The organism is Sphingomonas abaci (assembly GCF_014199625.1).
Classification (GTDB): domain Bacteria; phylum Pseudomonadota; class Alphaproteobacteria; order Sphingomonadales; family Sphingomonadaceae; genus Sphingomonas; species Sphingomonas abaci.
Genome location: NZ_JACHNY010000003.1, coordinates 1 through 26129, shown reverse-complemented (window position 1 = coordinate 26129; position 26129 = coordinate 1). Strand labels below are relative to the sequence as shown.

The 26129-nt window shown below is 69.6% G+C and carries 24 protein-coding genes; 10 read left to right on the top strand and 14 right to left on the bottom strand.

The window, feature by feature from the left end; genetic code table 11:
* Window positions 1-63: 63 nt before the first annotated feature.
* Window positions 64-264, bottom strand: a complete 201-nt coding sequence (locus tag GGQ96_RS07765) for a hypothetical protein (protein WP_184114248.1) — start codon at window positions 262-264, stop codon at window positions 64-66.
* 45 nt (window positions 265-309) lie between these two features.
* On the opposite strand from GGQ96_RS07765, the gene GGQ96_RS07760 reads away from it, so the two are divergent.
* Window positions 310-504 (top strand): hypothetical protein, encoded by a 195-nt coding sequence (locus tag GGQ96_RS07760; RefSeq protein ID WP_246360327.1) that lies wholly within the window; start codon window positions 310-312, stop codon window positions 502-504.
* Window positions 501-998, top strand: coding sequence for a MarR family winged helix-turn-helix transcriptional regulator (locus GGQ96_RS07755; RefSeq protein WP_184113309.1), 498 nt, complete (start codon window positions 501-503; stop codon window positions 996-998). The genes GGQ96_RS07760 and GGQ96_RS07755 overlap by 4 nt, the downstream gene beginning before the upstream one ends.
* 75 nt (window positions 999-1073) lie before the next feature.
* Here GGQ96_RS07755 and GGQ96_RS07750 read toward each other — a convergent pair whose 3' ends face one another.
* Window positions 1074-1427 carry a flagellar biosynthesis regulator FlaF gene (locus GGQ96_RS07750; protein ID WP_184113307.1) on the bottom strand — a complete coding sequence of 118 codons (354 nt, stop codon included), beginning with the start codon at window positions 1425-1427 and terminating at the stop codon, window positions 1074-1076.
* 145 nt (window positions 1428-1572) lie between these two features.
* Here GGQ96_RS07750 and GGQ96_RS07745 point away from each other — a divergent pair, with 145 nt between their 5' ends.
* Window positions 1573-2889 (top strand): hypothetical protein, encoded by a 1317-nt coding sequence (locus GGQ96_RS07745; RefSeq protein ID WP_184113305.1) that lies wholly within the window; start codon window positions 1573-1575, stop codon window positions 2887-2889.
* A gap of 238 nt (window positions 2890-3127) precedes the next feature.
* Here GGQ96_RS07745 and GGQ96_RS07740 read toward each other — a convergent pair whose 3' ends face one another.
* The 3 genes from GGQ96_RS07740 to GGQ96_RS07730 form a co-directional block, all read right to left on the bottom strand.
* Entirely contained in the window at window positions 3128-3394 is a 267-nt protein-coding gene (locus GGQ96_RS07740; RefSeq protein WP_184113304.1) for a hypothetical protein, read from the bottom strand.
* A 77-nt stretch (window positions 3395-3471) separates the two neighbouring features.
* On the bottom strand, window positions 3472-4818 hold the full coding sequence (locus GGQ96_RS07735) for a DEAD/DEAH box helicase (RefSeq protein ID WP_184113302.1): 1347 nt from the start codon (window positions 4816-4818) through the stop codon (window positions 3472-3474).
* A gap of 205 nt (window positions 4819-5023) precedes the next feature.
* Window positions 5024-6322, bottom strand: coding sequence for a methyl-accepting chemotaxis protein (locus tag GGQ96_RS07730; RefSeq protein WP_184113300.1), 1299 nt, complete (start codon window positions 6320-6322; stop codon window positions 5024-5026).
* A 154-nt stretch (window positions 6323-6476) separates the two neighbouring features.
* On the opposite strand from GGQ96_RS07730, the gene GGQ96_RS07725 reads away from it, so the two are divergent.
* Window positions 6477-7493, top strand: coding sequence for a fumarylacetoacetate hydrolase family protein (locus GGQ96_RS07725; RefSeq protein WP_184113298.1), 1017 nt, complete (start codon window positions 6477-6479; stop codon window positions 7491-7493).
* Window positions 7494-7528: 35 nt separating this feature from the next.
* Here GGQ96_RS07725 and GGQ96_RS07720 read toward each other — a convergent pair whose 3' ends face one another.
* Window positions 7529-7753: a hypothetical protein gene (locus GGQ96_RS07720; RefSeq protein WP_184113297.1), complete on the bottom strand. Its 225-nt coding sequence runs from the start codon at window positions 7751-7753 to the stop codon at window positions 7529-7531.
* Between the two features lie 187 nt (window positions 7754-7940).
* On the opposite strand from GGQ96_RS07720, the gene GGQ96_RS07715 reads away from it, so the two are divergent.
* The 3 genes from GGQ96_RS07715 (at window position 7941) to GGQ96_RS07705 (ending at window position 11764) form a co-directional block, all read left to right on the top strand.
* The gene (locus GGQ96_RS07715) at window positions 7941-9242 is read left to right on the top strand and encodes a 3-methyl-2-oxobutanoate dehydrogenase (2-methylpropanoyl-transferring) subunit alpha (protein WP_184113295.1); all 1302 of its coding nucleotides are present in this window, start codon (window positions 7941-7943) and stop codon (window positions 9240-9242) included.
* Between the two features lie 157 nt (window positions 9243-9399).
* Window positions 9400-10407: an alpha-ketoacid dehydrogenase subunit beta gene (locus GGQ96_RS07710; RefSeq protein ID WP_184114144.1), complete on the top strand. Its 1008-nt coding sequence runs from the start codon at window positions 9400-9402 to the stop codon at window positions 10405-10407.
* A 64-nt stretch (window positions 10408-10471) separates the two neighbouring features.
* A complete protein-coding gene (locus tag GGQ96_RS07705) occupies window positions 10472-11764 on the top strand; it encodes a dihydrolipoamide acetyltransferase family protein (protein WP_184113293.1) in 1293 nt (430 codons plus the stop codon).
* Between the two features lie 286 nt (window positions 11765-12050).
* Here the strand turns inward: GGQ96_RS07705 and GGQ96_RS21365 are convergent, their stop codons facing one another.
* The 7 genes from GGQ96_RS21365 to GGQ96_RS07670 all read right to left on the bottom strand — a co-directional run bounded on the left by GGQ96_RS21365 (window position 12051) and on the right by GGQ96_RS07670 (window position 22110).
* Window positions 12051-13550: an esterase-like activity of phytase family protein gene (locus tag GGQ96_RS21365; RefSeq protein WP_184114142.1), complete on the bottom strand. Its 1500-nt coding sequence runs from the start codon at window positions 13548-13550 to the stop codon at window positions 12051-12053.
* Between the two features lie 82 nt (window positions 13551-13632).
* The gene (locus GGQ96_RS07695) at window positions 13633-14502 is read right to left on the bottom strand and encodes a 3-hydroxybutyryl-CoA dehydrogenase (protein WP_184113291.1); all 870 of its coding nucleotides are present in this window, start codon (window positions 14500-14502) and stop codon (window positions 13633-13635) included.
* A gap of 76 nt (window positions 14503-14578) precedes the next feature.
* Complete coding sequence (locus GGQ96_RS07690) at window positions 14579-16915, bottom strand: glycoside hydrolase family 95 protein (protein ID WP_184113289.1); 2337 nt, start codon at window positions 16913-16915, stop codon at window positions 14579-14581.
* Between the two features lie 138 nt (window positions 16916-17053).
* Window positions 17054-17518 (bottom strand): MaoC family dehydratase, encoded by a 465-nt coding sequence (locus GGQ96_RS07685; RefSeq protein ID WP_184113287.1) that lies wholly within the window; start codon window positions 17516-17518, stop codon window positions 17054-17056.
* A complete protein-coding gene (locus GGQ96_RS07680; RefSeq protein WP_184113285.1) occupies window positions 17518-19362 on the bottom strand; it encodes an acetyl/propionyl/methylcrotonyl-CoA carboxylase subunit alpha in 1845 nt (614 codons plus the stop codon). The genes GGQ96_RS07685 and GGQ96_RS07680 overlap by 1 nt, the downstream gene beginning before the upstream one ends.
* A 4-nt stretch (window positions 19363-19366) precedes the next feature.
* A complete protein-coding gene (locus GGQ96_RS07675) occupies window positions 19367-20968 on the bottom strand; it encodes a carboxyl transferase domain-containing protein (protein ID WP_184113283.1) in 1602 nt (533 codons plus the stop codon).
* Window positions 20965-22110 carry an isovaleryl-CoA dehydrogenase gene (locus GGQ96_RS07670; RefSeq protein ID WP_184113281.1) on the bottom strand — a complete coding sequence of 382 codons (1146 nt, stop codon included), beginning with the start codon at window positions 22108-22110 and terminating at the stop codon, window positions 20965-20967. Before GGQ96_RS07670 ends, GGQ96_RS07675 begins: the two co-directional genes overlap by 4 nt.
* A 91-nt stretch (window positions 22111-22201) precedes the next feature.
* Between GGQ96_RS07670 and GGQ96_RS07665 the strand changes: the two genes are divergently transcribed.
* Window positions 22202-23092, top strand: coding sequence for a LysR family transcriptional regulator (locus GGQ96_RS07665; protein ID WP_184113279.1), 891 nt, complete (start codon window positions 22202-22204; stop codon window positions 23090-23092).
* A gap of 133 nt (window positions 23093-23225) precedes the next feature.
* Here the strand turns inward: GGQ96_RS07665 and GGQ96_RS07660 are convergent, their stop codons facing one another.
* Window positions 23226-23816, bottom strand: coding sequence for a cysteine hydrolase family protein (locus GGQ96_RS07660; protein WP_246360326.1), 591 nt, complete (start codon window positions 23814-23816; stop codon window positions 23226-23228).
* A gap of 79 nt (window positions 23817-23895) precedes the next feature.
* Between GGQ96_RS07660 and GGQ96_RS07655 the strand changes: the two genes are divergently transcribed.
* Together GGQ96_RS07655 and pncB are read left to right on the top strand one after the other, a co-directional pair.
* A complete protein-coding gene (locus tag GGQ96_RS07655) occupies window positions 23896-24594 on the top strand; it encodes an NUDIX hydrolase (protein WP_184113275.1) in 699 nt (232 codons plus the stop codon).
* Between the two features lie 134 nt (window positions 24595-24728).
* Window positions 24729-26033, top strand: coding sequence for a nicotinate phosphoribosyltransferase (gene pncB, locus GGQ96_RS07650; RefSeq protein ID WP_184113273.1), 1305 nt, complete (start codon window positions 24729-24731; stop codon window positions 26031-26033).
* Window positions 26034-26129 lie beyond the last annotated feature (96 nt).

The window sequence follows — 26129 nt, the reverse complement described above, 5'->3', positions numbered from 1 at the left end:
CTGATCGGTCCGCCGTCCGCTCGCGCCGCCCTCCCGGCGTCAGCGTGACGGACGGCGGCACGATCAGAATTCCTGCCAGTCGTCGTCGTTGCCCGTCGGCGTCAGGGCCAAGACGGCAGCCGCAGGCAAGGGCTTGATCGGCTGGCTGAAGCTCGTGATGTCGATCTTGCGAACCGCCGGTCGCGGATCTCCCGCCTGTCCGCGCGCGACATGGACGTGTTCCGCGGCCTGGTCTGCGGTTGATCGAACAAGGCGATCGCGCATCGACTGGGGGTCAGCCCGCGCACCATCAAGGTGCATCGCGCCAACATGATGACCAAGCTGGAGGTGCGCAGCCTGTCCGACGCCCTGCGGGTGGCCTTCGCGCGCGGTCGCCGACGATTTCCTGGAGGAGGGACTATAAGGCCCGTCTCGCCGGGCGGCGCGCGTTGCCGCAACAATATGCTGACGACGATAAGCAAAGCGTTGCAGACGGTGCGATTCCTGTCCATGCAGCGATCATGACGGATGTTATACTCCCGCCAGCCAAGCAGTTCCTGCGCGACCATGCGGTGCGCGGCGGCATGGACCTGTTGTTCTTCGCGCATCGATCGCACCTGCAACGGGCGGACGAGGAGCTGGAGCGGATGGGCCTGGGCCGGGCGCACCACCGCGTGCTCTACTGCCTGTCGCGCCGCCCCGGCATGACGGTGGGCGAGCTGCTGGCGGTGCTGGCGATCACCAAACAGTCGATCGGGCGGGTACTGAAGCAGCTGCTGGCGCAGAACCTGATCGAGCGCCGCGCCGGAGTGCAGGATCGTCGCCAGCGCCACCTGTTCCTGACCGCCGACGGCAGCGCGCTGGAACATCGCCTGTTTGCCGACCTGCGCGAGAACATGGCCCGCGCCTATACCAGCGCGGGCGAGGAGGCGGTGGCCGGCTATTGGGTGGTCATGCAGCATCTGATGACCCAGGACGTGCAGGACCAGTTCCTGGCCTTCCAGTCCGCCAGTCGCTGAACGGCGGCGGGGTTTCCCGCCCCGCCCGGCGGGGCTTCCGATACCCGCCCGGCCCTGCGGCGGCCGAGCCGGTCATCAGTGGACCGTCCCCTCCAGTCCCTCGATCATCATGCGGTTGACGTCGATCAGCGCGCCGATGTCATCCTTACTCGCGACCACATCGCTGGTATAACGCCCGACCCACAGGGCGAGCGAGATGATTCCGGCCCGCACCGGCGCCGGCAAGCCGTTGCCCGGCGACGAACAATCCGTCTGGAACACGACCCACATCTCGCGATTGCGCGACAGCACCGGCATCAGCGCGACGCCCGTCACCCCGGCATCGCGCGCGGCGATCATCTCGCCGGTGATTTCGCGGATCAGGCGGCATTCGGTGTGGCGCGGCGTCTCGGCAATGGTGCGCGCGCGCTGGTAAGCATTGAGGGACATGGCCTCTCCAACAACTGATACCCCCTCTCTATAGGAACGCGACCGCTGCGGCGGTGCTCGGTGCCCGGCGGCGGCGGCGATTTTCCTCATCCCGGATGCAAAAGTCGGCCGCCCGCCGGACCATAGGGCCGATCGGCAATCTACAATGGAGGCATCCATTTGTCCGCCGGAGGTCGTCGACGCCGCCGCCGGCGCGGCGGTGGCGCTGGGCGGCTACGCCGCCGCGCTCGCCTGGTTGAAGGCCGCGCCGGATGGCGACCCCGCCGCCAATCTGCTGCGCGGCCGCATCCATATGGCGCTGGGCGATCCGCAGGAGGCGCGGTTGCGGCTCGAATGCGTGACGATCAGCGGCGACCCCGGACAGCGCGCCCAAGCCGAACTCGGGCTGATCCAGGCGGGGCTGAAGGCGGGGACGCTGAAGGGGAGCGACGCGACGACGCGGCTGGAGGCGCTCGCCTTTCGCTGGCGCGGCGACGAGACCGAACGCGCGACGCTGCGCCTGTGGATGGATCTGGCCGAGCAGCGCAACGACACGCGTCAAGCCTTGCGGGCGGGCGCGGCGCTGTTCCGCTATGGCGGGCCGACCGCGACCACGGGCGCGCTGCTCGCCACGCTGCAATCCATGCTGGTGGCGGCGCTGTCGCCCGGCTCCGGCCTGCCGCTCGACCAGTCCGCGGGTCTGCTCTGGGACTATCGCGATCTCGCCCCGGCCGGCAACAGCGGCGACACGTTGGCCTATGTGCTCGCCAACCGATTGCAGGATGCGGGGCTGTACGGCCGCGCCGCGGACCTGCTCGACTATCAGTTGCAGCAGCGCGCACAGGACATCGAGACCGGCCCCCTGTCGATCCGGGTGGCGACGTTGCGGGTGCTGGCGAGGACGCCAGACCAGGCGGTGCGGCTGCTGCGCCGAACCGCGCCCATCCGCTATCCCGCCGGCATGACCGCGGATCGCCACCGGGTGGAGGCGGCGGCGTTGACCCTGCTCGGCAAGCCGGCGGACGCGATGGCGACCTTGCAGGACGTACCCAATGCGCGCGGCATCGCCAGTGAAATTTACTGGCGCGAGCGGGACTGGACGCATCTGATCGCGACCGGCGAGCCGCTGCTGCCCGCGCCGCGCAACCTGTCGGATGTCGGCCAGGCGATCGTGCTGTGCCATGCCATCGCCCTGTCAATGCTCGGCCGCGACGCGGCGCTCGACCGGCTGCGCGGCCGCTATGCCGCCGCCTTCACCAACCTGCCGACCGCGCCCGTCTTCGCGATGCTGACCGATACGCGCACGCCGGTCGATCCGGCCCGACTGGGCAAGGCGATGACCGCCCTGCCCTCGGCCACGCCGGCGGGCGACGTCGGCGACCTGATCGACCGGGGCGAAGCGGCGATGCAGGCGCTCGCCACGCCGCCGCCCGCCACGCCAAAGACCGGCGCCCGGCCGGCGAAGGCGCCCGGTACGGCGTGAGGCGCGGGAGGACGCGCACCGTTCCCGTCGCGCATTGGGGCGATTCGGCGATCAGGACGTCCCCGCAATTGTCCGCCGCCCCGGCGGAGGCCAGGTCGCGATGACGGAACGATCATGATGGAGGGCAAGCGTCGCGGGATCGGATCGCGGCCTTCGCCGGAACGGTGAAATGCTCGAAGATCGGGCAGACTGCAATCGCGCCACACGCGCATCGTCGACCCATCGCACCCCGACGAGCCTACAACACCACCGTCCGCGGTTTCGAGCCTTCGATCGCGGCGCGCACCATCTTTTCCCAGATGGCGACGTCGCCCGCCTCGGCCATCGCCTGGTCGGGCTCGCGCAGCGTGCGCAGCACCGCCAGCGCCTCGGGCAGGTGGTCACGCCAGACCGCGTCGACATGCGCACCCGCGGATTCCTCCTGGCCCTGCGCATTGGCGCTCAGCCGCTCGCCGGCGAGGACACGGGCGATGCGTTCGGCGATCGGGGTAGTGGACACGTCCATCAGCGGCTCTCCTTCACCCGGGTCAACGGGCGAAGGAGGCCGCTGGTTTCCTCAGGCTCCCGCCTGCTGGTCCAGGTTCAGGCTCCCGCCTGCTGGCGACCGCCGCCCGGCCGGCCGCCGCGACCGCGCTGGCCCGGACGGCCGCGATGGCGCGCCTGCTGACCCAGCGGCGAGGGCGCATGGGTCGCGCGCGGCTTGGGCAGCGGGCGGGGACCGCGCGGACGATCCTCGCGCGGGGCGGGATCGGCACCGACCGCCGCGACGCGCGCGCTCTTGATCGCCGCCGCCTTCTTGGTGAAATCGTCGGGCAGCGGCTGGACCGGCACCTTCTGGCGCGTCAGCTTCTCGATGTCGCGCAGATAGGGACGCTCATCCTCGGCGCAAAAGGCAATCGCCATGCCCGAGGCGCCGGCGCGCGCGGTGCGGCCGATGCGGTGGACATATTGCTCCGGCACGTTGGGCAGCTCGAAATTGACGACATGGCTGACGCCCGACACGTCGATGCCGCGCGCGGCGATGTCGGTCGCGACCAGGATGCGGACCTCGCCCGACTTGAACTGGCCCAGCGCCCGCTCGCGCTGCGCCTGGCTCTTGTTGCCATGGATCGCGTTCGCCGCAATGCCGTTGCCGGCCAGCAGCTTCACGACGCGGTCGGCGCCATGCTTGGTGCGGGTGAAGACCAGCGCGCGGTCGATCGTCGGGTCCTGGAGGACCAAGGTCAGCAGCGCCTGCTTCTCGGTCTGGTTGACGAAGGTGACGCACTGGTCGACGCGCTCGGCGGTGGTCGACTGCGGCACCACCGACACGGTCTTGGGCTGGTGCAGGAACTGGTCGGCCAGCTCGCGGATCGACGGCGGCATCGTCGCCGAGAAGAACAGCGTCTGGCGACGGCGCGGCAGCATCTTCACGATGCGGCGCAGCGCGTGGATGAAGCCCAGGTCGAGCATCTGGTCGGCCTCGTCCAGCACCAGAATCTCGATCGTCGACAGGTTCAGGAAGCCCTGCTCGACCAGGTCGATCAGCCGGCCCGGCGTCGCGACCAGGATGTCGACGCCGCGCGACAGGTCCTGGCGGTTCTTGTTCAGGCTGGTGCCGCCGAACACGGTCGCGACCGACAGCTTGGAGAATTTGCCATAGCCGCGCGCATTGTCGGCGATCTGGCTGGCCAGTTCGCGGGTCGGCGCGAGCACCAGCATCCGGCAGTGCGTCGGCAGCACGCGCTTGGCGCTTTCCGCCAGCCGCTGGATCGACGGAAGCACGAAGGCCGCGGTCTTGCCGGTGCCGGTCTGCGCGATGCCGAGCAGGTCGCCGCCCTCGAGCAGGATGGGAATGGACTGGGCCTGGATCGGCGTGGGGGTGGTATAGCCCTTGGCTTCGAGCGCGCGGACGAGCGGCTCGGACAGGCCGAGTGTCTGAAACGACATAGAATGAGTAACCTTGCAACAGGCCACGGACCATGCGTTCGATGAACGCACGGGTGGCGGGGGAGAAATGACACCCCGCGTGAATAGGGAAGCCCTGGCTTAACGACCGAGGCGGAGCTCGAACCGGAAGGTTCGTCCACGCTGCATGACGCCTCGATGGCGGGCCTATGCCACAGGTTACCGCATAGGTCAATGCTGCACCGCGTCACGCGGCTTGCAACGCGTCCACGAGCCGCCCGAGCTGCTCCTCCAGCGTCCGGGCGCGGACCACCGGCGCATCGGCCAGTCCGTGCATGAAGCCGGCGTCGTCGCGCGCGGCGCTGGCCCCGTCCCGGATGCCGACGGCATGGTCGCCGATATGGCGGGTGGCGGCGCCGACCTCCTGCACGGTCACGCTGATGTCGCGGCTGGCCAGCGTCTGCGCCCGCACCGCGTCGTCGACCGCGGCGGACAGCGTCTCGACGATGCCGACCGCCGCGCCCAGTCCGGACTGGACGTCGTGCACGCCGCTGACCGCCGCGCCGATCTGCGCGACGCGGTCGTGGATGGTGCGCGCAGCCGCCCGCGTCTTGGTGGCGAGCGCCTTCACCTCGCCCGCCACGACCGCGAAGCCGACCCCCGCCGCGCCGGCGCGCGCCGCCTCGATCGAGGCGTTGAGCGACAGCGTTGCGGTGTGGCGGGCGATCTCCTCGATCTCGTTGACCGCCGCCTCGATCGCCCCGGCCGCCAGGCGCAGCGACTCGACCTCGTCCGCGCCATGCGCCGCCAGCCGCACCGCCGCGCAGGTGGCGTGATGCGTGTCGCCGGTCCGCGCCTCGACCGTCGCCAGCGCAGCGGCGAGCAGTTCGCCGCGATCCGCCACCAGCCGCATGTTCCGCGCCGCCTGGTCGGACGCGCTGGCGACCTGGGCGATGCCGCGGCCGATATGCTCCGCGCGCTCCGCCATCCGCCCGGACATGGTCGCCACCTGGTCCGACGCCTCGGTCAGCCGCCGCGCCAGTTCGCGCGCATCCGCCTGGAAGCGGCGGCTGGCGGCATCGATCCGATCCGCGCGCGCGGCGCGACGACGCGCTTCCGCCGCATCGCTCTCCGCCACCAGCCGGAGCAAAGTCGGCTGGCCGATCGTGCCCAGGTACCGGCCATCCCGCACCACCACCAGCCCCTCGCACCCCTCCGGCGCGGCGGTGAAGGCCGCAAAGGCCGCCAGCGGCGTGGCGGCGGCGTCGACCAGCGCCACGGGCCGCATCATCGATCGCAACGTCGCGCCGAAGCTAGGATTGCTGAGCAGCGCATAGCCGTGCGGGCTGTACAGCAGGACCCGCATGTCGCTGTCGTGCAGCACCCCGACCGGCCGATCCTGCGCATCGACGACAACCAGCATCCGCAGCGCGGCATGGTGGCGAAACATCTCCGCCGCCGCCAGCAACGGCTGGTCGACGCCCAGCATGCGACGTTCGCCGATCCAGTCGGCCGCGCGCCCGATGCGTTCGTCATTCGCCAGCATGATGCCTCGACATGATACCCCCCGTGCCACTTGCCTTAGATCAAATCCGTAAACCGCGGGTTCACCGGAGGTGACGGTTCGATGACTCGCGCGCAGCCTCGTTGCCCGGCGGTACGGCCCGGCCTAGACTGACGGCTTGGGAAGAGGAGAAGCCATGAAGCTCGCCAGTCTGAAGGATGCCAGCGGTCGCCGCCGCGACGGGACGCTCGTCGTCGTGTCCAACGACCTCGCCTGGTATGCCGATGCCGGTCATATCGTGCCCACCCTGCAGGCCGCGCTGGACGATTGGGACCGCATCGCGCCCGCGCTCGCGAACCTGGCGACCGACCTGGAGCATGAGGCGATCCCGCGCGGCCGGTTCCACGAGCATGACGCCGCCAGCCCGCTGCCCCGCGCCTATCAATGGGCGGACGGCTCGGCCTATGTGAACCATGTCGCGCTGGTGCGGCAGGCGCGCGGGGCGGAGCTGCCCGACAGCTTCTGGCATGATCCCCTGATGTATCAGGGCGGATCGGACGGCTTTCTGGGCCCGCGCGACCCGATCCCGCTCGCCGACGAGCGCTGGGGCTGCGACCTGGAGGGCGAAGTGGTGGTTGTCACCGGCGACGTGCCCCAGGGCGCCGACCGCGACACGGCGCTGACGGCGATCCGGCTGGTCGGGTTGACCAACGACGTGTCGCTGCGCGCGCTGATCCCCGGCGAACTGGCCAAGGGCTTCGGCTTCTTCCAGTCCAAGCCGGCCAGCGCCTTCTCCCCGGTCTTCGTCACCCCCGATTCGCTTGGCGACTGGTGGCAGGCCGGCAAGCTGCACCGGACGCTGATGGTCGACCTGAACGGCCGGCCCTTCGGTCGGATCGCGGCGGGCGAGGACATGACCTTCGACTTCGGCACGCTGATCGCGCACGCCGCCAAGACGCGGGCGCTGGGCGCGGGCACGATCATCGGGTCGGGCACCGTGTCCAATTGCGACGCCGATGGCGGCCCGGGCCGGCCGATCGCGGCGGGCGGTGTCGGCTATGCCTGCCTGGCGGAGCAGCGGACGGTGGAGACGATCCTGGACGGCGCGGCGACCACCCCGTTCCTAAAGCGGGGCGACACGGTGCGGATCTGGATGGAGGACGATCGCCACCATCCGATCTTCGGGGTGATTGAGCAGAGCGTCGGGGATTGACCGCGACGGGGCGGCTGGTCCGACCGGCCGCCCCGTCACCGCCCGATCGCGATCTCTCCCGTATAGTCGATCGCTTGGGCCATCAGGCGTGGCAGCCTGGTGACAGTCCGCCCCGCCAGCACCGCGCCTGCGATCAGCCCATTGCCGGCCAGCCAGGGGATCATCGCCACGCCTGCAACCAGCAGCACCGGTACGCCAATGGCGACCCGCGCGACCCGGCCGCTGGACGGTCGTGCGGCGGTGATCACCTCCATGTACATTCGCGATACTCCGTTCGCTCGGACGAATATCGACGGGTTCCTAACATAGCGTAGACACGCCGGCGAAAGCCGCGCATTTGCGTCATGCCTGCCTGGTGGCGACGATCACCGCTTGAAATTTTATAACAGGCGCGCAAAAGCATATTCCAACGTGACACGCGGACCTGACCGCGGCCAAACCGGAGAGATGATCGTGGCCGAAGAGCCTCGCGACGAGCTGCCGACGAACCTGCCGCGCTTGTCGCTGCACGTGCCGGAACCCAAATTCCGCCCCGGCGACGCGGTGGATTTCACCGCCGTCGACATCCCCCCCGCGGGCGCCGCGCGCCGGCCCGACACGGCCGCGCTGGCCGCCGACTTCCCCGACCTGGCCTATACGCTGGTACGCGTGCTGGACGACGACCACCAGGCGGTCGGCCCGTGGAACCCGCGCCTGTCGCCGGACGTGCTGCGCCGCATTTTGCGCAATATGGTTCGCCTGCGCGCCTTCGACGACCGCATGTTCCGCGCGCAGCGGCAAGGCAAGACCAGCTTCTACATGAAGGCGCTGGGCGAAGAGGCGGTGGCGGTGGCTGCGGCGCATGCGCTGGACTATGAGGACATGTGCTTCCCGTCCTATCGCCAGCAAGGGCTGCTGATCGTGCGCGACTGGCCGCTGGTCGACATGATGAACCAGATCTATTCGAACACCGCCGACCGGTTGCAGGGCAAGCAGCTGCCCATCATGTATTCGGCGCGCGAGGCCGGCTTCTTCTCCATCTCGGGCAATCTCACCACCCAATATCCGCAGGCGGTGGGCTGGGCGATGGCCTCGGCCGCCAAGGGGGATACCCGGATCGCCGCCGTCTGGTGCGGCGAGGGATCGACCGCCGAGGGCGATTTCCACAACGCCTGCACCTTCGCCGCGGTCTACCGCGCGCCGGTGGTCATGAACGTCGTCAACAACCAATGGGCGATCTCCAGCTTTTCCGGCTTCGCCGGGGCGGAGTCGACCACCTTCGCGGCGCGCGCGGTCGGCTATGGCATCGCGGGCCTGCGCGTCGACGGCAATGACGCGCTCGCCGTCTATGCCGCGACGCAATGGGCGGCGGAGCGCGCGCGGACCAACCAGGGCCCGACGCTTATCGAGCATTTCACCTATCGGGCCGAGGGCCATTCGACATCGGACGACCCGTCGCAATATCGCTCGGCGGGCGAGCCGACCGCCTGGCCGCTCGGCGACCCGATTTGCCGGCTGAAGGATCACCTGGTCACGATCGGCGAGTGGGACGAGGAACGCCACGCCGCGCAGGACAAGGAATGCGCCGAGGAGGTCCGCGCCGCGCAGAAGGCGGCGGAGGCGAACGGCATCCTCGGCCACGGCCTGCACCAGCCGCTCGACTCGCTGTTCGACGGCGTGTTCGAGGAGATGCCTTGGCACCTGCGCGAACAGCGCGCGCAGATGATGGCCGAGGAAGCCGCCTCCGGCCGGCCCTGGGCGCGCAAGTGATGGCGCAGCGCCTCGCGACCCGCTCCACCCCTCCGCCAGCTTCGCTGGTTTCCCTCCCCTCGCCGAGGAGGACTCCGTTGTTCCGCATGGGCTTGCCATCATGACCGACACCGCCGCCACCGCACAGCCGGCCGATCCGGCCGCCGACACCCTCCGCATGAACATGATCCAGGCAATCAATTCCGCGCTTGACCTGATGATGGACCGCGACCCGGACGTGGTCGTGATGGGCGAGGATGTCGGCTATTTCGGCGGCGTGTTCCGCGCCACCGCCGGACTGCAGGCCAAATATGGCAAGACCCGCGTCTTCGACACGCCGATCACCGAATGCGGCATCATCGGCGTCGCGGTCGGCATGGGTGCCTATGGCCTGCGCCCGGTGCCGGAAATCCAGTTCGCCGACTATATCTATCCCGCCCTGGACCAGCTCGTCTCGGAGGCGGCCCGGTTGCGCTATCGCTCGGCGGGCGAATTCATCGCGCCGATGACGGTGCGCTCGCCGTTCGGCGGCGGCATCTTCGGCGGGCAGACGCATTCGCAATCGCCCGAGGGGATCTTCACCCACGTCTCGGGCGTGAAGACCGTGATCCCGTCCACGCCGTACGACGCCAAGGGGCTGCTGATCGCATCGATCGAGGACAATGACCCGGTCATCTTCTTCGAGCCGAAGCGGATCTATAACGGCCCGTTCAACGGCCATTGGGACCGGCCGGCGGAGAATTGGTCGAAACATCCCGGCGGCGCGGTGCCCGAGGGTTATTACCGGATTCCGCTTGGCAAGGCGGCGATCGTCCGGCCGGGCGAGGCGCTGACCATCCTGGCCTATGGCACCATGGTCCATGTCTGCCGCGCGGTGGTGGAGGACGCCGGGGTCGATGCCGAGATCATCGACCTGCGCACGCTGGTGCCGCTCGACATCGAGACGATCGAGGAATCGGTGAAGAAGACTGGCCGCTGCATGATCGTGCACGAGGCGACGCGGACCTCGGGCTTCGGCGCGGAGCTGTCGGCGCTGGTGCAGGAACGCTGCTTCTATCATCTGGAGGCGCCGATCGAGCGGGTCACCGGCTTCGACACGCCCTATCCGCACAGCCTGGAATGGGCCTATTTCCCCGGCCCCGTGCGGATCGGTCAGGCGCTCAAGAAGATCATGAGCAACGCGTGATGCCCGCCCCCCACCTGTTCCAGTCCGCTGCCGTGCCCCCGGCCGCCCTCCACGGAGATTTCTGATGGCTCGCTTCACCTTCCGCCTGCCCGATATCGGCGAGGGCATCGCCGAGGCGGAGATCGTCGCCTGGCACGTCGCGGTCGGCGACCGGGTCGAGGAAGACCAGAACATCGCCGACATGATGACCGACAAGGCGACCGTGGAGATGGAGTCGCCCGTCGCCGGCACCGTGGTCGAACTGGCCGGCGCGGTCGGCGACCAGGTCGCGATCGGCGCGGCGCTGGTGGTGATCGAGACCGAGGGCGAGGTCGCGGGAACGGAATCCGCCTCCCCCGCCACTGAACAACCGGCGCTGGACGCGGAGAATCCCGGCGTCGAGCAGGCGACCGCGCCAGCGCCCGCCCCCACCCCCGCCCCCGCGACAGAGGGGCCGCCACCCGCGCCGGCCGCCGAGGCGCAGCGCGAGCCGGCCCCCGCGCCGCATGATCCGGCCGCGCCCGTCCTCGCCTCCCCGGCGGTCCGCGCCCGCGCCCGCGACCTGGGCATCGATCTGGCCCAGGTGAAGACGGACGGCGACCGCGTCCGCCATGCCGACCTCGACGCCTATCTGCGCTACCACGGGTCCCAAGGCTATGCCGCCCCCGGCGCCAGCCGCGCGCGCGACGACCAGCAGGTGCGCGTCATCGGGATGCGCCGCCGCATCGCCGAGAACATGGCCGCCGCCAAGCGCCACATCCCGCATTTCACCTATGTCGACGAGATCGACGTGACCGAGCTGGAGCGCGTCCGCGCCGAGCTGAACGCCAATCGGGGCGGCCGGCCCAAGCTGACCATGCTGCCGCTGATGATCGTCGCCATCTGCCGCACCCTGCCCGACTTCCCGATGCTCAACGCCCGCTATGACGACGAGGCGGGCGTGGTCACCCGCTCCGGCCGGGTCCATCTGGGCATGGCGACGCAGACCGATGCCGGCCTGACCGTGCCGGTGATCCGCGACGCGCAGGACCGCAACGTCTGGCAGCTCGCCACCGAGATCAGCCGGCTGGCGGAAGCGGCGCGGGCCGCCAAGCTCAAGCCGGAGGAATTGGGCGGCGGCACCATCACCGTCACCTCGCTGGGTCCGCTCGGCGGCATCGCGACCACGCCGGTCATCAACCGCCCCGAAGTGGCGATCATCGGTCCCAACAAGATCGTCGAGCGCCCCGTCTTCCGGGGCGATGCGATCGTCCGCGCCAAGCTGATGAACCTGTCGATCAGCTGCGACCACCGCGTCGTCGATGGCTGGGACGCCGCCAGCTATGTCCAGGCGCTCAAGAAGCTGCTGGAGACACCGGTCCTGCTGTTCGCGGACTGACGGGAAACCGGGGTGGAATAGAATAGCCACAGCCGGCCGCGCAAATCGGCATGTGCCCGAGCCCGTTCCCGTGAGGCGATTGTTGCCAATCCACCTCGCCACCCCGGCGGAGGCCAGGGTCCAATTGGGAGGCGCTGGTTGCTTATCACCCCCGCTCCGTAACTGGACCCCGGCCTCCGTCCGGGGGAGAGTGCGGAGTTTTGGACAAAATGAACAGTTCCGCAACGATTGACTGTAAGGGGAGTGCGGGCCTTGGCTTTACCCCTGACAAGCCAAAGCCCGGCAATCAGGCGGTGACCGCCGCCCCGCGGCGCCGCCGACGCCGCGCAGCCGCGCCGATCAGGCCGAAGCCCAGCGTCATCGTCGCCCAGGTCGCCGGCTCCGGCACCACGCCCGCCAGGCTGGCATATTCCGCTTCGCTCAGCCGGAAGCTGTAGAGATAGCTGTCGAGCAGATGCTGTCCCTCGGGACAGGCCGCGCCCAGCGCGACCGTCGACGATGCCCCGCCCACACCGCTGGTGCAGACGTCGAACTGCGTGCCGCCGCCATTCTGCGTGACCGAATAATCGTTGTCGGTCGCGACGATCAGCGTGTAGCTGCCATCCGCCAGGCGCGGGCCGAAGGCGAAGCCCTCGATCTTCTCGGGCACGGTCAGCCCCATCGCCTTCAGCGCGGCGGCGATGTCGATAAAGGCCGTCGCGCTCTTCGCCACCGGCGTGACGCCGGCTGGCAGGTCGTTGGTGCCCTTGAGGCTGATGGTGCTGACATCGGTCGCCTTGCTCAGGTCGATCTGCCAGATCCGCTTTTCGCCAACGGTGTTCGCCCCGATAGGGTCGTCGACGCCGAGGCCTCGATTGTCCCGCTCCAGCACCAGCAGCGTGCCGTTGGGCAGCGCCTGGATCGCCGAAATACCGATCGAACGGCCCTGATGCTTGGCCTCAAAATCCTGGGCGGTGCCGTCAATCCGGCTGTTGATGTCCGACAGGCTTTCGAGCTGATAGATATATTGCTTGGTCGGCTGGCCGGTGGCGACGTCATATTGCACGATGCGGACGTTGCGGCTGTAGCGGCCATCGGCCTTGCTGCCGTTCGCGCCTTCCTCGAACAACGGGTCCTGCAGCATCGCATAAGCGGTCTTGCCATCGGCGCTGACCGTCAGGCCCTCGAACCCGCGATTGTCCTGGCGACCGGTCGCCACCGTGTCGCGGTCGCCGGTATAGTCGACATTGCCGTTGGCGCGCTTCGGCACCAGATTGGCGGGCACGGCGAAGGTCCGCACCGCGCGGCCAGTCTGGTCGAACTCGATGACCGAGGGGCCATATTCGTCCGACACCAGGACATGCCCGTTGGGCAGACGCGCCAGCCCTTCCGGATCGAGCGAGCCGCCCAGCGTCGCCATGCTGCCGCTCGCCAGCGTCGGGTTCAGGCCGGTATAGGGATTGCCGTTCGCCTGGGTGAACAGCGTCGTCGCCTGCAGGTCGAAACCCCGGATCGCGCCGGTCGCGTGGTCGATGTCGAGCGTGAAGGTCTGGAGGCGCGGCTGGTAGGACAGCACGCCGCCGCCCGGTCCGCGATCGGTCGTGCCGTAGAAGGTGCCCGTCGCGGCATCATAGCTGAGGTCGGAGCCGAAGCCGCCGAGGCGGTTCTGCCCCGCGCCGGACAGGCCCGATCGATCCACGGCGCCGCCCGGCACGGCGAACTGGGACACGAGCGTCGCCGCGCCCGCCGGCGGGGCGGCGAGCAGGACGGCAAGGACGGCGGCAGGCGCGAGCGAAGGACGGCGCATGAGGTTCTCCCCTGTTAACCATTTGGCTAGACAGGAAAGCCGTTACGCCGTCGTGACGCTTTGACGACCGATCCGCGACAGGTCAGCGCGTCGGCACCGGCTCCGCACCCGTATAGTCGTAGAAGCCGCGCCCGTTCTTGCGGCCGTACCAACCCGCCTCGACATATTTGACCAGCAGCGGCGCGGGCCGGAACTTCGGGTCGCCCGTCCCCTCGAACAGCACGCGGGTGATCTCCAGGCAGGTATCGAGCCCGATGAAATCCGCCAGCGTCAGCGGCCCCATCGGATGGTTGAGGCCGAGCTGGCAGGCGGCGTCGATGTCTGGAATGGTCGCCACCCCCTCGCCGAGCGCGAAGCACGCTTCGTTGAGCATCGGCATCAGCACGCGGTTGACGATGAAGCCAGGCGCGTCATTGGCGCGCACCACCCGCTTGCCGAGCGCCTGGGCATAGGCCTCGACCCGGGCGACGGTCGCGTCGGCGGTGGCGAGGCCGCGGATCAGCTCGATCAGCCCCATGACCGGCACGGGGTTAAAGAAGTGCACGCCGACGAAGCGCGCCGGATCGGGCGTCGCCTGCGCCAGCCGGGTGATCGGGATCGACGAGGTGTTGGACGCCAGGATCACCTCCGGCCCCAGCACCTTGCCGACCGATTCGAAGATGGCGCGCTTGATCGCCTCGCGCTCGGTTGCCGCCTCGATCACCAGCGCCGCCTCGCCCATCGCGTCGGTGCTCGCGACCGGCTCGATCCGGGCCAGCGTGGCATCGCGGGCGTCGGCGGCGATCTTCTCCTTGGCGACGAGCCGGTCGAGCGCCCGGGCGATGCCGGCCTTGCCCGTCTCCGCCTGGTCACGCGACACGTCGGACAGCAGCACGCGGTAGCCGGCCTGCGCCGATACCTGCGCGATGCCGGCACCCATCTGCCCCGCCCCGATGACTCCGACCGTCTCCATGCCACTCTCCTCTCGCGTGCCTGTTTGCCCGCTCGTTGCCGGGAAAGCGCGCGGGGGGCAAGGCGAATGGCGCGGCTCAGACGAAGGCGCGGCCGGCGAGCGTCACCACCCGCCCCGGCTGGAGTTCGACGGTCATGCTCCGCCCGTGCGCACGCACCATGCGCCGCGCCGCGATCCGGGGACGGAGCGTCGCCTGCGCCAGCCGGCCGCTCTCCCAAGCGAGGTCGACCTCGCACCCGCCCCGTGCGCGCAGCCCGGTGATGCGGCCGCTCGGCCAGGCGCGGGGCAGCGCCGGGAGCAGGTCGATCGTGTCGCCAACGCTCTGCATCAGCATCTCGGCGATCGCCGCGGTGCCGCCGAAATTGCCGTCGATCTGGAAGGGCGGGTGGGCGTCGAACATGTTGGGATAGGTCCGCTCCGCTCCCAGCAGGAAGCGCAGGATGTCGTGCGCATGATCCCCCTCGCGCAACCGCGCCCACAGGTTGATCCGCCACGCCGTCGCCCAGCCGGTCGCGCGGTCGCCGCGGATCTCCAGGCTGCGCCGCGCCGCCGCCGCCAGTTCGGGCGTCGCCGCAGGCGTGATCTGGTGCGAGGGGTGGAGGCCGTAGAGGTGCGAGACGTGGCGGTGGTTCTGCTCGGGCGCATCCGCATCCCAATCCGCCTGCCATTCCTGCAACTGCCCCTGCCGCCCGACCTTGTAGGGCGCGAGCCGGGCGCGGGCGGCGCGCATCTCCGCGACCAGCCCGGCGTCCTGCCCCAACAGAGCCGCCGCCGCCGCCGTCTGGTCGAACAGGTCGCGCAGGATCGCCATGTCCATGGTCGGCCCGGCACAGAGCGCGCCGCCATGGCCATGCTCGTTCTCCGGGCTGAGCGAGGGATTGGTGACCAGCGCGCCGGTGCGCGGATCGGTCTGGAGCGTGTCGAGGAAGAAGCGCGCCGATCCCGCCATCAGCGGATAGACCGAGGCCAGGAACGCGCGGTCGCGCCCATAGTCGTAATGCTCCCACAAATGGGTGCAGAGCCACGCGCCGCCGGTCGGCCACATGCCCCAGGGCGCGCCGTCAATCGGCGCAGTGGCACGCCAGATGTCGGTGTTGTGATGCGCCACCCAGCCGCGCGCGCCGTACATGGTCCGCGCCGTCCGCGCGCCGGTGATCGCCAGCTCGCGCACCAGCCGCACCAAAGGCTCGACGCATTCGGCCAGGTTGGTCGGCTGCGCCGGCCAGTAGTTCATCTGGGTGTTGATGTTGATCGTATATTTCGACTCCCAGGGCGGCGTCAGGCTGTCGTTCCACAAGCCTTGCAGCGTCGCCGCCTGCCCGCCCGGTTGCGAACAGGCGATCAGCAGATAGCGGCCATAGTGGAAATACAGCGCGGCCAGGGCGGGATCGTCCGCCGTCTGCGAGGCGCGGATACGCATGTCGGTCGGCAGGGATGCGGCGGCGGAGCGGCCAAGATCGATCGATACGCGGCGGAACAGGCGACGGTGCGCGGCGCTGGCATCCGCCGCAATCCGGGCGAAGGACCGCCCCCGCGCGCCCGCGATCGCCCCGGCGGTGGCGGCCAGCGGGTCGCCCGATACATCGTCGAACCGATGGAAGCTGGTGGCCATCGCGACCAGCAGCGTCACCGCATCGGCATCGCGGATCGACAGGCGACCATCCGGCGCGACGCTCACCTGCCCGCCCTCGTTCACCGCCAGCAACCGCGCAGCGAAGGTCATCGCGCCGGCCACCCCCTGCGACGCGCCGTTACGACCGGTCAGCAGCAGTCCGGCGGCCCCATCCGGGCGGGTGGTCGCGCCCGCCTGCGGAGAGGTCAGCCCGATATCGACCGACAGCGTCTCCCGCGGCGCGGTCAGGCGCAGAGCGATGACCCGCTCGCCGGGCGAGGCGATCACCTGGCGGAGATGCTCCCCCGCCCCCGTCCGGAAGCGAGTCGAGGCTATCGCCGCGTCGAGATCGAGGTCGCGTCGATAGGCTGACACCTCGCCCAAGCCCGGAAAGTCGAGGGTCAGGTCGCCCAGCGCCTGATAGGGCATCTGCTTGGGCGGGGTGCCGAGCAGTGCGCGATCGACCAGCGTCTGCGCCTCCTTGATCCGGTCCGCGAACACCAGCTTGCGCACCTCGGGCAGTGCGCCGAGCGCCGCCGGATTGACGGGGTCATAGGGTCCGCCCGCCCACAGCGTGCCCTCGTTCAGTTGCAACCGCTCCTGCGCGGCGTCGCCGAACACCATCGCCGCCAGCACGCCGTTGCCGACCGGCAGCGCCTCGGTCCACGATCGGGCGGGCTGGCGATACCAGAGCATCGGCACGTCAGGCGCAAGGGGCGCGGCTACGCCCTCGCCACCAGTGGCGGCGGCCAGGCCGGTCGCGGCGGCAAGGCCGATCGTCTCGCGTCGGGTCGGTCGCATCGCTCTCCCTTTCCGGGGGGCTACAGGCGCCAACCCGCTCGTTTGTCGGGTCTTTTACAATGCGATCGCCACAGCGTGAACCGGTGTCGAGAAGATAGACGCGGCCGCGGTGATTTCGCCTCGACAGGGAAAGGACCTTCAGTTCACCCCGTCCCCGCCGCTCCCCTTCAGCAAGGCCATCCGCAGACACTGGCAGACGATCTCGTCGCGCTGATTGCGCATTCGGTGCTCGAAGGTCACGATCCCCGCCCCCGGCCGCGAGCGGCTGGGCTTGAGCGCGACCACCTCGGTCTCGGCGCGCAGCGTATCGCCCAGGAACACCGGCTTGGGCATGACCAGCGTGTCATAGCCCAGATTGGCGATCAGCGTGCCGAGCGTCGTGTCGCCGACCGACAGGCCGATCATCAACGCGAAGGTGAAGGTGCCATTGACCAGGATCTGCCCGAACTCGCTGGCCCGCGCCGCCTCGGCGTCGATATGCAAGGGCTGCGGATTGTGCGTCATGGTCGAGAAGAGAAGGTTGTCCGTCTCCGTCACCGTGCGACGGATTTCGTGCTCCAGCCGGTCGCCGACGTTCCAGCCGTCATAGGGCCGCCCCGCCATCAGGCCGCCTCCTCGGTCCGGGCGATGCGGGCGAGCAGCAACCCCTCGGTCACCTGCCCGCCCTGCTCCGCCGTCAACGCCGCGACCTCGCCGTCGAACGGCGCGACCAGGCTGTGCTCCATCTTCATCGCCTCCACGGTCAGCAGCGTCTGCCCCCTGGTCACCCGGTCGCCCGCCGCCACCGCGACGGCGATGATCCGGCCGGGCATGGGCGACAGGATCGCGCCGTCCGCCGCTTCGCCCCCCGCCGCGCCCGCCGCGCGCCAGGGCTGGAGCCGCCAGACCTGGCCCTGTTCGGCGATCAGCCCATCGCCTTGCCGGTCGCGGTCCGGCGTCGGCGCGAGCGGCACCGTCACCGCCACGCCGTCGAGCAGGAACCGCCCCTCTCGCCAAGGTGGCGCGTTGAGGCGGAAGCCGGCGAGCGGCCCCGGCGCGGCAAGCGCCGCCGCCGCCGCCTGGAGGGTCGCGGCCGAGGGGTCGGCCGGCGGGACAAGCGCCTCGCCCTCGCGCGCGATCAGACCGGTATCGAGCTCGGCGGCGACGAAGGCGGGATGGTTCAGCGCGCGGAGCAGGAAGCCGGCATTGGTCTTGAGCGGCCAGATCGCCGCGCCGTCCAGCGTCGACGCCAGTCGCCGCCGCGCCGCCTCCCGGTCCGGGCCCCAGGCGATCAGCTTGGCGATCATCGGATCGTAATAGGGCGAGATGGTCGCGCCCCGCTCGACGCCCGTATCGGTGCGCCAGGACTCGCCCAGTTCGAACCGGTCGAGCCGGCCGATCGACGGCAGGAAGCCGCGCGCCGGGTCCTCGGCATAGAGCCGCGCCTCCATCGCCCAGCCGGTGATCGCCAGCTCGGCTTGCGAGCGCGGCAAGGGCTCGCCCGCGGCGACGCGGAGCTGCCATTCGACCAGATCCTGCCCGGTGATCGCCTCGGTCACCGGATGCTCGACCTGGAGCCGGGTGTTCATCTCCATGAACCAGATGCGGTCGGCGCGCAGCCCCTCCGAGGCGTCGGCGATGAATTCGATCGTGCCCGCGCCGACATAATCGACGGCCCGCGCGGCGCGCACCGCCGCCTCGCAGATCGCCGCGCGGGTGACGTCGTCCATGCCGGGTGCGGGCGCCTCCTCGATCACCTTCTGGTGGCGGCGTTGCAGCGAACAGTCGCGCTCGAACAGGTGGACGACGTTGCCGTGCCGGTCGCCGAACACCTGCACCTCGATATGGCGCGGGTTGGTGACCCATTTCTCCAGCAGCACCTGGTCGTTGCCGAAACTGGACGCCGCCTCGCGCCGGCACGAGGCGAGCGCCTCGACGAAGTCGGCGGGCGCGTCGACCTTGCGCATCCCCTTGCCGCCGCCGCCCGCCACCGCCTTGATGAGCACGGGATAGCCGATCGTCCCGGCCTCCGCCGCCAGCCGGTCGGGCGACTGGTCCTCGCCCAGATAGCCGGGGGTCGTCGGCACGCCGGCCGCCTGCATCAGCGCTTTGGCCGCGTCCTTCAGCCCCATGGCGGTGATCGACCGGGGGTCCGGCCCGACCCAGACCAGGCCGGCATCGATCACGCTCTGCGCGAATCCGGCATTCTCGGACAGGAAGCCATAGCCCGGATGGATCGCCTCCACCCCCGTGGCCAGCGCGGCGGCGATGATCCGATCCCCGCACAGATAGGATTCGCGCACCGGACCCGCGCCGATCGGGACGGCGGCATCGGCCATGCGGACATGCAGCGCGTCGGCATCCACATCCGAATGGACGGCGACGGTGCGGATGCCCATCGCCCGCGCAGTGCGAATGATGCGGCAGGCGATCTCGCCGCGATTGGCGATCAGGAGCGAAGCGATCATCGGGTCACATCCGGAACAGGCCGAAGCGCGCGGCTTCGGGCACAGGCGCGTTCAGCGCGGCGGCGAAGGCCAGGCCGAGCACGTCACGGGTCTGGGCGGGATCGATCACGCCGTCGTCCCACAAGCGGGCGGTGGCGTAATAGGGATTGCCCTCCTCCTCATATTTGGCGCGAACCGGGGCCTTGAATGCTTCGGCCTGCTCGGGCGTCCAGGTCGCGGCGTCGCGGTGCACGGTGGCCAGCACGCTCGCCGCCTGCTCGCCGCCCATCACGCTGATCCGGGCATTGGGCCAGCTGAACAGGAAGCGCGGCTGATAGGCGCGGCCGCACATGCCGTAATTGCCCGCTCCGAAGCTGCCACCGATCAGCACCGTGACCTTGGGCACCTGCGCCGTCGCGACCGCCGTCACCAGCTTGGCGCCGTTCTTGGCGATCCCTTCCGCCTCGTATTTGCCGCCGACCATGAAGCCCGAGATGTTCTGGAGGAACAGCAGTGGGATCTGGCGCTGGCAGGCCAGTTCGATGAAATGCGCGCCCTTCAGCGCGCTCTCGCTGAACAGCACGCCGTTATTCGCCAGGATCGCGACCGGCATCCCCCAGATATGCGCGAAGCCGCAGACCAGGGTGGTGCCGTACAGCGCCTTGAACTCGTGGAAGGCCGAGCCGTCGATGATCCGTGCGATCACCTCGCGCACGTCATAGGGCGCGCGCACGTCCTGCGGCACGATGCCGTAGAGTTCGGCGGGGTCGTAGCGGGGCGGCTCGGGCGTCTGCCGGTTCAGCGCCGCCCCGGTCTGCGGCGGCAGGGTCGCGACGATGTCGCGCACGATCGACAGCGCGTGATCGTCGTCCTCGGCGACATGATCGACCACGCCCGAGCGCCGGCCATGCAGGTCGCCGCCGCCCAGATCCTCGGCGCTGATCACCTCGCCGGTCGCCGCCTGCACCAGCGGCGGGCCGGCGAGGAAGATCGTGCCCTGGTTGCGCACGATCACCGTCTCGTCCGACATGGCCGGCACATAGGCGCCGCCCGCCGTGCAACTGCCCATCACGCAGGCGATCTGCGGGATGCCGAGCGCGCTCATGGTCGCCTGGTTGAAGAAGATGCGTCCGAAATGCTCGCGGTCGGGAAAGACCTCGGCCTGGTTGGGCAGATTCGCGCCGCCGCTGTCGACCAGATAGACGCTCGGCAGCCGGTTCTCCTGCGCGATCTCCTGCGCGCGGAGGTGCTTCTTGACGGTCAGCGGATAGTAGGTGCCGCCTTTCACCGTCGCGTCGTTGCAGGCGATCATGACCTGCCGCCCCGACACGCGGCCGATGCCGGCGATCAGCCCCGCGCCCGGCACCGCATCGTCATACAGGCCGTTTGCCGCCAATTGCCCGATCTCTAGGAACGGACTGCCGGGGTCGAGCAGCCGCTCCACCCGCTCGCGGGGCAGCAGCTTGCCACGCGCGACATGCTTGGCGCGCGCCGCCTCCGGCCCGCCCGCCGCCGCCGCCGCGACGCGTGCGCGCAAGGCCTCGACCAGTGCGCGATTGTGCGCGGCATTGGCGCGGAACCCGGCATCCTCGGGCGAGACCTTGCTGTCCAGCACCGGCCCGCTCATGCCCCGATCAGCTCCCGGCCGATCAGCATCCGGCGGATCTCGTTGGTGCCGGCGCCGATGTCGAGCAGCTTGGCGTCGCGCATGAACCGCTCGACCGGCCAGTCGCGCGTATAGCCCGCCCCGCCCAACGCCTGCACCGCTTCCAGCGCCACCCGCATCGCATTTTCCGACGCCAGCAGGATCGCGCCCGCGGCGTCGAACCGCGTCGTCCGCCCGGCATCGCACGCCTTCGCCACCGCATAGACGTACGCGCGCGCCGAATTGAGCGCGACATACATGTCGGCGACCTTGGCCTGGATCAGCTGGAACGCGCCGATCGGCTTGCCGAACTGCTGTCGCTCGCGGACATAGGGCAGCACCACGTCGAGACAGGCCTGCATGATGCCGAGCTGGATGCCCGCCAGCACGGTGCGCTCATAATCCAGCCCCGACATCAGAATGCCGACGCCGCCGTTCAGCGGCCCCATGACATTCTCTTCCGGCACCTCGCAGTCCTGGAACACCAGCTCGGCGGTCGGCGAGCCGCGCATCCCGACCTTGTCGATCTTCTGCCCGATCGCAAAGCCGGCGAAATCCTTTTCGATCAGAAAGGTGGTGATGCCCTTCGACCCCTCGCCGGTCTTGGCGTAGACGACCAGTGTATCCGCATAGGGGGCGTTGGTGATCCAGAACTTGGTGCCGTTCAGGATATAGCGGTCGCCCTTCTTCTCGGCGCGCAGCTTCATCGACACCACGTCGGACCCCGCCCCGGCCTCCGACATCGCCAGACTGCCGACATGCTCGCCGGAGATCAGCTTCGGCAGGTAACGCGCCTTCTGCTTGGGCGAAGCCCAGCGGCGGATCTGGTTCACGCAGAGGTTGGAATGCGCGCCGTAGCTGAGCCCGATCGAAGCGGAGGCGCGCGCCACCTCCTCCTGCGCCACGACATGCTCCAAATAGCCCAGGCCCAGGCCACCGTCCGCCTCGTCCACGGTGATGCCGTGCAGGCCCAGCTCGCCCATTGCGGGCCAGAGTTCGCGCGGGAACCAGTCCCGGGCGTCGATCTCGGCGGCGAGCGGCGCGATCCGCTCGGCCGCGAAGCGCGCGGTGCTGTCGCGGATCATGTCGGCGGTCTCGCCGAGCGCGAAGTCGAACTGGGTCATGCCTCTCTCCTGTCGCCCCCTTGTACCGCCCCGCGCCCGCCGGCGAAAATTGAAAGTCGCGGCGGGACTGCATTGATCCTATCTATGCACGATGCTCGACCGCTATCTGCTTCGCTATGTCATCGCCGTGGTCGAGCAGGGCAATTTCTCGCGCGCGGCGGCAGCCTGCAACGTCTCGCAGCCAACGCTGTCGATCGGAATTGCCAAGCTGGAGCGCGAACTGGGCCAGGCGCTGTTCGTCCGCTCCAACCAGCGGGTCGAGCTGACCGAGGCGGGCGCGCGCTTCCTGGTCCACGCCCGACGGATCGAGCGCGAGTTCAACGCCGCGCTCCAGTCGATCGGGATGCCCGGCGAGCGTCCTGCCTTGCGGCTCGGGGTGCTGGCGAGCATCGCCAGCGACCGCATCGCCACCGCCATCGCCCGGGCCCGGCCGGGCGAGACGCATCGCTTCGAACTGATGTTCGGCAGCGAGCGCGAACTCGCCGGCCATCTCGCCAAGGGGCGGATCGACCTGGCGCTGACGCTGGTCGGACGCGGCGCCCACCGTTTCGTCGAGCATGCCGTCGCAACCGAGGATTATGCGCTCGCCCTGCCCGCGACCCATGAGCTGGCGGGCGAGTCGGTGATCGCGGCGGAGCGGCTGGCTGGCGAGACGATGATCGTGCGCCGCCATTGCGAGGCGCTGGCCGACACCAGCCGCCATTTCACCGAACGCGGCGTTCGCCCGCATTTCGCGCTCCGCTCGACCCATGACGAGCGGGTGTTGCAGATGGTGGCGGCGGGCCTGGGCATCACCGTCATGCCGCGCGGCCACCGGCACGCCGGGGTGGTGCGGCCGTCGCTCGCCGGCTTCGGCCTGACGCGGACCCTGGGCTGGGCCGTCACGCCCTCGGCCGAACCCCTGCTCGCCCGCCCGCCCGCCATCATGACCGCGATCGAAGCGGCCCTCACCGCCGGTGCCGATGAGGAGGGTGCGACCTGACCGGTCGATCCACCGCTTTCAGATCGACCGGCAGGCGGTCGCGGGGGCGAAAGACCGCCGGGGGGCGGTGACCCGCGACGCCATCCCCTGCCGCCCCGACGGGGCCGATGCGCGGGCGGCGCCGGAATGGCGATCAGCCATGCTTGCCGATGGTGACGGCCGCGCCGGGCCACTCCTCGGTGGCGACCGCCTCGATCGGGCGCGCGATCCCCCGGGTCAGCGCGGCCGGCACCGTGACGCGAAAATCGCGTGCGAGCAGGCCCTCGACCGCCCAGCGGACGCAATAATCGGCGGCGACGCCGACCACCTCGATCTGCCCGACACCGGACCGGTGCAGCGCGGCGAAGAAGGCGTCGCGGTCGATCCGCTCGCCGGTGCCGAGCCGCTCCATCACCAGGCCCGGCTCGGCCCACATGTCGAACACGCCCTTCTCCAGGCGATAGCAGGGGATCGCGGGATCGACGACGGCTGGATCGACTACCAATGCCCATCCAGATGTGCCGACTTCGCAATGGGGCGGAAACTGCTTGGCTTCCTCGGACAGGGCGTAGACGGCGGGGACATGGGTGTCGGCGGTGAACAGCACGCCGGCCGTGTCCTCGGCCCGCAAGCCCGCCAGCCATGCCGCGAGCGGCATAACGATCGCATCGCCCCCCGGCACCGGGAGCGCCCCGTCGCTCGCCACGAAATCCCGCTGCATGTCCACGACAATCGCAAAACGCATCACGTGCCTCCCATTAACCCTTGCACCATATTGTTACGCTGCATATAAGTAACATGCATATCGCATTCAAGGTAGCGGCATGGACGAGGCGGCCTTTCTCGACAGCTATGACCCCGACCGGTTCGAGCGCCCGTCGCTGGCGGTCGACCTGATCCTGACCAGCGTGGTCAACGGGGCGCCGGCGGTGTTGCTCCATCGGCGACGCGATCATCCCTTCGCCGGAAGCTGGGCCTTGCCGGGCGGTTTCGTCGGCATCGGCGAGAGCCTGGACGACGCGGCCCGGCGCGTCCTCGTCGACAAGGCGCAGATGGACGGCGCTTATCTGGAACAGCTCTACACGTTCGGGGCGGTGGAGCGCGATCCACGAATGCGGATCGTCAGCACCGCCTATTTCGCCCTGCTGCCCGCCGAGCGCTTCATGACCGCCGCCGCGCTGGCCCTGGCTCAGATCGATCGGCCCGAGGACGGAACCGCCACGGCCTCGATCGCGGGAGAGCCCGTGCCGCTGGCCTTCGACCATGCCGCCATGCTCGATCTCGCGATCCGGCGGCTGCGCGGCAAACTCGACTGGTCGCCGGTCGCCTTCGCGCTGCTGCCCGAACGCTTCACCCTCCGCGCACTTCAGGACGTCCATGAGGCGATCCTCGGACGCCCGCTCAACAAGCCGGCCTTTCGCCGACGCCTGATCGACAGCGGCCGGATCGCCGCGACGGGCGAGCGCGAGACCGGCGCCTCCTTCCGCCCGGCCGAGCTCTACCGTCATGTCGGGCAAGGCTAATGGCGCCGCTCACGAACAGCGTAGGGGCCGACCGGCCCGATCCGCCATCGCCCCTGGACCGCCACGGCTGGCGTGACGAAGACCCTCGCACGCGCCGTCTGCCTTCCTCCCCTCGTCACGACTGAGGAGCCATCATGCCCGTCACCGACATCGCGACCCGCACCTATGACCATGGCTGGCGGCTCGACCCCATCGTCCGCAGCCTGCTCGACACCGACTTCTACAAGCTGCTGATGCTCCAGCTGATCTGGCGGCTCCATCCCGACGTGCAGGCGACCTTCTCGCTCATCAACCGGACCAGGACGGTAAGGCTCGCCGACGATATCGACGAACGCGAGCTGCGCGACCAGCTCGACCATGCCCGCAGCCTGCGGTTCGCCAAGAAGGAGCTGATCTGGCTCGCCGGCAACAGCTTCTATGGCCGCCAGCGGATGTTCGAACCGGCGTTCCTGAGCTGGCTCGCCGACTTCCGGCTGCCGGACTATGAGTTGCGCGCCGTCGACGGGCAATTCGAGCTGCGCTTTCCCGGCCCCTGGACTCACACCACCATGTGGGAGATCCCGGCGCTCGCATTCGTCAACGAGCTCCGCTCGCGCGCCGCGCTCAAGGGACGCGGGCGATTCGAGCTCGACATCCTCTACGCGCGCGCCAAGGCCAAGCTGTGGGAGAAGGTGGAGCGCCTGCGGGCCCTCCCCGACCTCGTCCTGTCCGACTTCGGCACGCGTCGTCGCCATGGTTTCCTGTGGCAGCGCTGGTGCGTCGAGGCGCTGAAGGAGGGGCTGGGCGACCGCTTCATCGGCTCGTCCAACGTCCTCCTGGCGATGGACGCCGATCTGGAGGCGATCGGCACCAATGCGCACGAACTGCCGATGGTGCTCGCCGCGCTCGCCGAGGACGACGCCGCCCTGGCCGCCGCTCCCTATCGCGTGCTGGCCGAATGGCAGACGCAATATGACGGCAATCTGCTGATCGCGCTGCCCGATGCGTTCGGGACGACGGCCTTTCTGGCGGATGCGCCGGCGTGGCTGGCCGACTGGACCGGGTTTCGTCCGGATTCGAGCCCCCCGATCGAGGGCGGCGAGCAGATCATCGCCTGGTGGCGCGCGCGCGGTGTCGACCCGGCGACCCGGCTGCTGATCTTCTCTGATGGCATGGATGTCGACACGATCGAGCGGACCTATCGCCACTTCCATGGCCGCGTGCGCACGAGTTTCGGTTGGGGAACCAATCTCACCAACGATTTCCGCGGCTGCGACCCAGCTGGCGGGGCGGCGCTCGCGCCGATCTCGCTGGTGGCGAAGGTCCTGACCGCCAATGGTCGCCCGGCGGTCAAGCTGTCCGACAATCCCGCCAAGGCGACCGGCGATCCCGCCGAGATCGCCCGCTATCTGCGCGTGTTCGGGGATAGCGGCAGGGTGGCGCAGCCCGTGATGGTGTGAATGCACGCACCGGCGGCCTGCACCCTGGACGCAAGCAAGCCCCGGCAAGCGGGAGCTTGGGGGTTTTGTTGGATCGGAATGGTTGCGGGGACAGGA